5 protein-coding genes and 1 pseudogene are annotated in these 5,879 nt (G+C 59.6%); all 6 read right to left on the bottom strand.

Going from position 1 to position 5,879, the window contains the following annotated elements:
• Positions 1–437: pseudogene (locus ACH2EH_RS04940) on the bottom strand (hypothetical protein); the annotation flags it as partial.
• Positions 434–1,846, bottom strand: a complete 1,413-nt coding sequence (locus ACH2EH_RS04945; protein ID WP_395139505.1) for an ATP-binding cassette domain-containing protein — start codon at positions 1,844–1,846, stop codon at positions 434–436. The pseudogene ACH2EH_RS04940 and the gene ACH2EH_RS04945, both read right to left, overlap by 4 nt.
• Positions 1,843–3,066 (bottom strand): polysaccharide biosynthesis/export family protein, encoded by a 1,224-nt coding sequence (locus ACH2EH_RS04950; protein WP_395139507.1) that lies wholly within the window; start codon positions 3,064–3,066, stop codon positions 1,843–1,845. Before ACH2EH_RS04950 ends, ACH2EH_RS04945 begins: the two co-directional genes overlap by 4 nt.
• Positions 3,063–4,979 carry a GumC family protein gene (locus tag ACH2EH_RS04955; protein WP_395139509.1) on the bottom strand — a complete coding sequence of 639 codons (1,917 nt, stop codon included), beginning with the start codon at positions 4,977–4,979 and terminating at the stop codon, positions 3,063–3,065. Before ACH2EH_RS04955 ends, ACH2EH_RS04950 begins: the two co-directional genes overlap by 4 nt.
• Positions 4,980–4,988: 9 nt before the next feature.
• Entirely contained in the window at positions 4,989–5,369 is a 381-nt protein-coding gene (gene queD / locus ACH2EH_RS04960) for a 6-carboxytetrahydropterin synthase QueD (RefSeq protein WP_395139511.1), read from the bottom strand.
• Between the two features lie 175 nt (positions 5,370–5,544).
• The coding region (locus ACH2EH_RS04965; RefSeq protein ID WP_395139513.1) for a hypothetical protein at positions 5,545–5,879 on the bottom strand (335 nt) is incomplete at its 5' end.

Raw genomic sequence — 5,879 nt, forward strand, 5'->3', positions numbered from 1 at the left:
AGCCAGCTAAGAATTCCATCTTCTCCGAACTGTGAAAAGACACTAAACTCCGCCGCGCTCAGAGCTGTCGTAGCGTTTGAGTGGATTTGGCGCGCTTCGATGCGTCCCAGTGCGACTCGTGTGGCTTCTCGGGTATCGGCACCGGCAGCCCACGCCTGGTGCAGTCGCGCCGCTGCCTGCTCTGCCCAGGTGGCGCGTGCCTGTGCCTGACCTAGCTCAATAAGAAGTGCCTCGAACTCGGCGCGGCGGCTGACATCGCTGGCGTCTAGGCGCTCAAAGAGTCGCGCGAGATCAGTGGCGAGCTGATCATTCTGTTCCACAAGCTGTGTGTTTTGCGCCGCGAGTGTCTGCACTGCCGCTTGTAACTCTTGCAAGCGAATCGCGCTCTCCTCGATGCGCCAGAGCCGCTGCCGGACGACGTTGATCCAGCGTCTCATAGGGAGGAAGGCTCCCAGACAACATCGAGATAGGCAGCACCATGGGTGACTCTCTCGCTCACGATGGTCAGTGTCACGGCATCCTCAAGCAGATCCTCCGGAGCGCATGACCACTCCGGCTGCGTGGTATCCGGGTAGAGATTTACCTGGACACGGTACGCCCCAGCGGGCAAGGTGAGTGCGGGAATCGTAAAGTGCACTGCGCCTTCACCGACAAGCCCGGCCAGGGAGATCTGATGGTCGTAGTTGCTAGTCGTGAAGACATGAAGTCCATCACTGAGGCGCAAGAGATCGAAGCCTATGGCGGGCTCAGCGAGCGTTTTAGGGGTGCGGTAGGCGATCTCGACACGGACACGTGCTCCCACGGGGAATGTGGTGCGCGGAACCCCTGCCTTATCGCGCAGGGTGACTCCGGTCAGGCGTGCGCGGCGGGGATCGGTCTTGCGCGCCGCCTCTGCCTCCTGCAAGAGCGCTTCGGCAGCCGTGCGCTCCTCGTTGAGAGCCGCAAGGCGCTCTTGCTCCGCGCACTCCGCGTCGTAGGCTTCACGCTGAACACGCTGCGCCTCCCGCCGTGCCTCTTCGTCTTTGCTGCGTTTCTCCGCTTGCTGAGCTTCCCACTCTACCGGGTAGAGACGTGCAAACTCAGCGTCCTCACGCTCGTTGACCACGTCGTGGTAGAGAGCTATTGCTTTTTCTGTCGGGCCAAAGAAGCGTGCTTTACCATGGTCGAGCCAGAGGCAGTCCTCACACAGGAGCTCCACCTGCCCCAGAGCGTGGCTGACAAAGACCACCGTGCCACCCTTCTTCACGAAGTCTTTTAAGAAGCGCAGGCACTTGTTCTGAAAAAACGCATCGCCCACAGCCAAAACTTCATCAATAAGCAGCACTTCTGGATCTAAGTGCGCGACAATGGCAAACCCCAGGCGCATGTACATCCCCGATGAGTAGCGCTTCACGGGGGTCTCCATAAAGTCCGCGAGTCCGGCAAAGTCTACGATCTTGTCGTAGCGCGCGTGCACTTGCTGGCGAGTGAGCCCGAGAATCGAGCCCGCCAGAAAGACATTCTCGCGGCCTGAGAGATCGGGATGGAAACCCGCGCCCACTTCGATTAAAGCCCCGATACGCCCGTGAACCGCGAGGCTGCCACTTGTGGGCTTGAGAATTCCGGTGAGGAGCTTGAGGAGCGTGGACTTCCCCGAGCCATTGTGTCCGATGATCCCGACAGGATGACCAGGCTTGACCGTAAAAGAGACATCCTCCAGTGCGAGAAACACACCGCTGGGCTGCTTTTCCCCGCGCACACGTCGCGCAAAACGCTCACGCAAGTCGCCGCCGCGTCCGGCAGTGCGCTGGAAGCTTTTCGAAATACCCTGGACAATAATGGAAGGGGGGGAGGAGGGTTCGCTCAAAGCTTGAAGATACTGCGCAGGAAGAAGAGACCCTGCACCCCTCCCACAATTTGATTGATGACCGTATTGGGATCCGCGTGGCGCACCGACGGTACATAGACCAGATCCTGCGGCTTGATCTCCGGGTTGCGCTCGGGCTTGAAGTCCTTGAGGTACTTGCCCCAGTCGAACTCGCCCAGAAGCGTGTACTTGCCGTCGGCTCCCAGGCGTGCGACTTTAATGGCTCCGATACGCGCCTGACCCGTGGTGATACTGGCGTTCGCCATGATGTCCTGAAGGTAGGTCTTGCGGTCCTGGGGTAGCGGGTACTTGCGCGAGCCGCCCAGCTCGCCCCAGACATAGACAAAGTCTAGCGAGGCAGGAATCTCCAGTGTGTCTAGATCTTGTAGCGGCACATCTGCGACACTCTCATCCGTGAGCAGCGCGTAGAGATCGAGCTTGGTGATGGTCTCCGGGGAGTTCACATCGCCCGTAATTGTCTTGCGTTTTAGCACAACGTGGTGCAGGTCGCCCGATGCATTCACGACACTGTAGCCAAACTGGGCGAGCACGGCACGCAGTCCAAAGCGCTCATCTATTTCATGGAGGCCACGAGGCCCCTCCCCTCTGATGAAGAGCCGTTTTCGGAGTGGCTGATCCATGGTGAGCGTGTCGCCTTCGAGCAGCGCGACATTCTGCGGATGATCGGGAGTTTTTAATATTCCCGCAATATCCAGCAACAATGGCACAGGGCGCACGGGGTTGATAAGGCGCACCGTGATACGATCTGGCTGGGGAATTCCGCCCAGCATGGTGATGAGCTCCGTCACCCGCCAGCCGTTTCTCAGATCCAGATCGCGCCCCCAGGTAGCATTTCCCCGAACATAGATACGGCGAACGCGCGTGCCAATCAGCGCTACCTGAACTTGCCCCTCGCGCAGACGAAGCTTACCTTCTTTTTGCAAGGCATCGGTGATCTTGGTGGCAATCTGGGCGCAGGTGAGGCCCCGAACGGGAATGGGCGTGAGAAGGCGTGGAAAGCGCAAAGCGCCATCAATGGGGACGCGCATCGCCCGGTTGAGGTAGTTATGCCGATCTACCTCAATCTGCACCAAGTCATCGGTGTCGAGCTTGTAGTCCGTCGGGACATTGGCGGCAACCACACTGGGAGGAACAGGCAGCGGGGGAGGCTGCGTCTCCTGGGGGCTTAAAAGCAGAAATGCGGCAAGAAGTGAAGTCATGGCTTTGTTATCTCTAGAGCGGCAAGTGCGGGTAGCTCCTCGGCGGCGATCACGCCGTGAAAGCGCGGGGTGTAGCCATTGGTCAGGAGCCGTCGGGCGCGGGTGACGCTCTCTTCCACGGGCGTGTCGGGTGAGGCGACTAAAACCAATCCACCGGCCAGCTTCTCTAGTGGCCCGACGGCGCGGACATTCCAGACCGCAGGGCCCGCGAGCAAGATCAGATCGTTGCCCGCTGCCGCGAGATTTGCCAGCTTCTTGGGAAGCTCCGCCAGCGACGGGGTGTCCACCTCCAGGTGGGCCACCCGGACACCATCCTGCCCCAGCACGTCAGCAAGCTGCGCTGCCAGAGTCGTCGCCCGGTCATCGGAGCGCACCCCGAGCAGCAGATGCACAGGGACGGGGCCACTCGGCTCACGGTGCGCCAGCCAGTACCCGATCTCCCGGAGCCGGTCCTCATCGCGTGCGCTCAGGTTGCCTGGCGCAGCGGCGGGTGCGGTTCCGAGAAGGGGAATACCCCCTACCAGCGGCAGGGCAGGCAGCGGCTCCTCAAAGATCAGCGCGTCGCTTCGTGGCTTGGTGGAGAAATACTCCGCCAGAAGCGGTAGCCCGATTCCCAGAAAGAGCCCCAGAAAGACAGAGAGAATCGTGTTCAGAAGTGGCTTGGGTGAGAGAGGCAAGTCTGGCTTGCGGCCCCAGTCAATCACGCGCACATAGGGTTGCCCCGTGGCCTCTTTGAGCGTGCTGGCGATCAGGCCGGTCTGCGCCGTCTTGTCCGCTTCCGCAGCGGCCTCGAAATCGGTGCGCAGCCGGAGGTACTGGAACTGCTTATCCGCGAGCCCTGTCTGCTCTTTTTCCAGCGCGTTGAGTAGATTTTGGGTCTCGGCGATTGTTTTGCGCAGGGTCGCCAGAGTGGCACGAGCACGAAGCAGCTCACTGTTTGTCGTGATGTAGTCCGGGTTGAGACCAACATTCTTATTGCCGATAGAGAACGCATCTTTCTGCGCCTCCTCAATGGCTTTTTGCTTGGCGGCAATCTCGGTGTCGAGCGTCTGGACCTCGGGACTGTCTTCTTGATAGTCAAGAAGCTTGACTTTTCGTTGGGCCTTCAGAAGGGCGATCTCACTGCGGAACACATCAATTACGGTGTTCTTGATAAGTCCATAGTTATTGACAAGCTCCTTAGGCAAGCTCTTGGACTGTTTCTCCTGGGTCTGGATCTGCGTCACTAAGGCGGCTTCTTGCTTGCGCGCTTCCTCCAGATCTCTGCGTACCAGGATCGTCCGCTCGGCGCGACCCCGGAAGTAAGCTGTGGGATCGGAGGCGGCCATCCCCTTGTTGAAGCGCTCTAACGCACGCTCTGTGCGGTTTTTTCCCTGCCGCGCAAGGGCGGAGGCATCAAGCAGACGCTTACGGTCGAGCTGGATACGGTCTTTTGCGTCTTTTCGGGCGAGCTCGATATAGAGAACGGCGGCACTATTGGCGATCTTTTGTGCCTGCTGCGCCGTTAACCCGCGGGCAGTGAAGATCATCACCTGGCCCCCGCGTCCGGCGGCGAGCTGGAGTCGCCACTGCACCTCTTCGATCCCCATCTCCCCCAGCCCCGCGAGCTGCCGGAGCTTTATGTAGAACTCCTGGGTCTCGATCTTCTCCATCTCCGTGTCTAGCGAGGCATTGCCGCTGCCTCCGCCGGTTACCAGGCCCAGAAGGCTCCCTAGACCACTCGATGAACCACTGGTGCCAGACTCTAACAGCACCCGCGACTTGCTCTCGTAGGTGGGAGTGATACGCTTGGTAAGTAAGTAGGTGGCAACGACCGTCAGAAGAAAAACACTGACCGCTAGTAGCCAGCGACGGCCAACAATACGTGTCAGCTCACGTAGCGTGATCGGGGGCGGAAGTGCTCTCTCGTCCATGGTTCTCTTTTATCCTGCCTGTGGCAGTGGGTAGTAGGTTGCGGCTTGTCCTGGTGTCTCCCAGACCTCGACCTTGTGTACGTCTGCGCTGCCCAGCTCCCGTGCACATAGCGCCTCCGCGATCCACCGGGCGATATTTTCTGTGGTTGGGCTTTGCGTGGCGAAGGCGGGCAGCTCGTTGAGAGCGTAGTGATCCAGCTCCTCTAGTATTTCCAGCAGCGCCTTTTTCAGCACCCCAAAGTCTAGGAGCATGCCACGTGTGTCCAAGCGCTCGCCGCGGACGTAGGCCCGGACAATAAAATTATGCCCATGGAGCCGTGAACACGGCCCGGGGTAGTCCGGCAGAAAGTGCGCGGCGGAAAAATGCCTCTCAACAACCAGTTCGTACATTGTAACCGTTTATTATATCCTGCTTGCACGAAAGAAAAAATCCGAAATAGCCTTTCCGAGCGAGAGCCGTCTTTGTTAGTATGCGGCCCCGGCCCTGAATTCGAGCGGATAAATCGGCCCGCCCGCGTAGCGGGTTATGAGCGGTGTTCGCGCCCGGCAAGACCCATGAATGGGCCTACGGGGTTTTGGGGGATTTGGCTAGGAGCTCGTCGTTGCGGGCGTGGAGGGATTTCTGGTGCTCGCTGTAGGTGTACTTGACATGGCCGTCGGCGAAGGCAATATTAGGGGCTCCGTGTCGCGTTTTGGTAAACGGGGGACGGGGCTTCTGGTCGGGCGCGTCGGTTTCGTAGAGAAGAATGGTCTCGGCGGGGTACTCTAATGTGTCTAGATCGGTGTTGGAGAGACGTGGCTCCATCGCGTAGCCATCGCCCACTTTGGCATTGGGACAGGCGAGGTTTTCTTCGCCGGGTTTGAGATAGGGCTGGATTGCCTCGCGCCAGTGGTCGGCAT

Source organism: Armatimonas sp. (assembly GCF_043760365.1).
Lineage (GTDB): Bacteria > Armatimonadota > Armatimonadia > Armatimonadales > Armatimonadaceae > Armatimonas.

Bases quoted from the DNA above. Each gene is read 5' to 3' on its own strand.
- ACH2EH_RS04950 (WP_395139507.1), bottom strand. From the start codon at position 3,066: ATGACTTCACTTCTTGCCGCATTTCTGCTTTTAAGCCCCCAGGAGACG.
- ACH2EH_RS04955 (WP_395139509.1), bottom strand. From the start codon at position 4,979: ATGGACGAGAGAGCACTTCCGCCCCCGATCACGCTACGTGAGCTGACA.
- queD (WP_395139511.1), bottom strand. From the start codon at position 5,369: ATGTACGAACTGGTTGTTGAGAGGCATTTTTCCGCCGCGCACTTTCTG.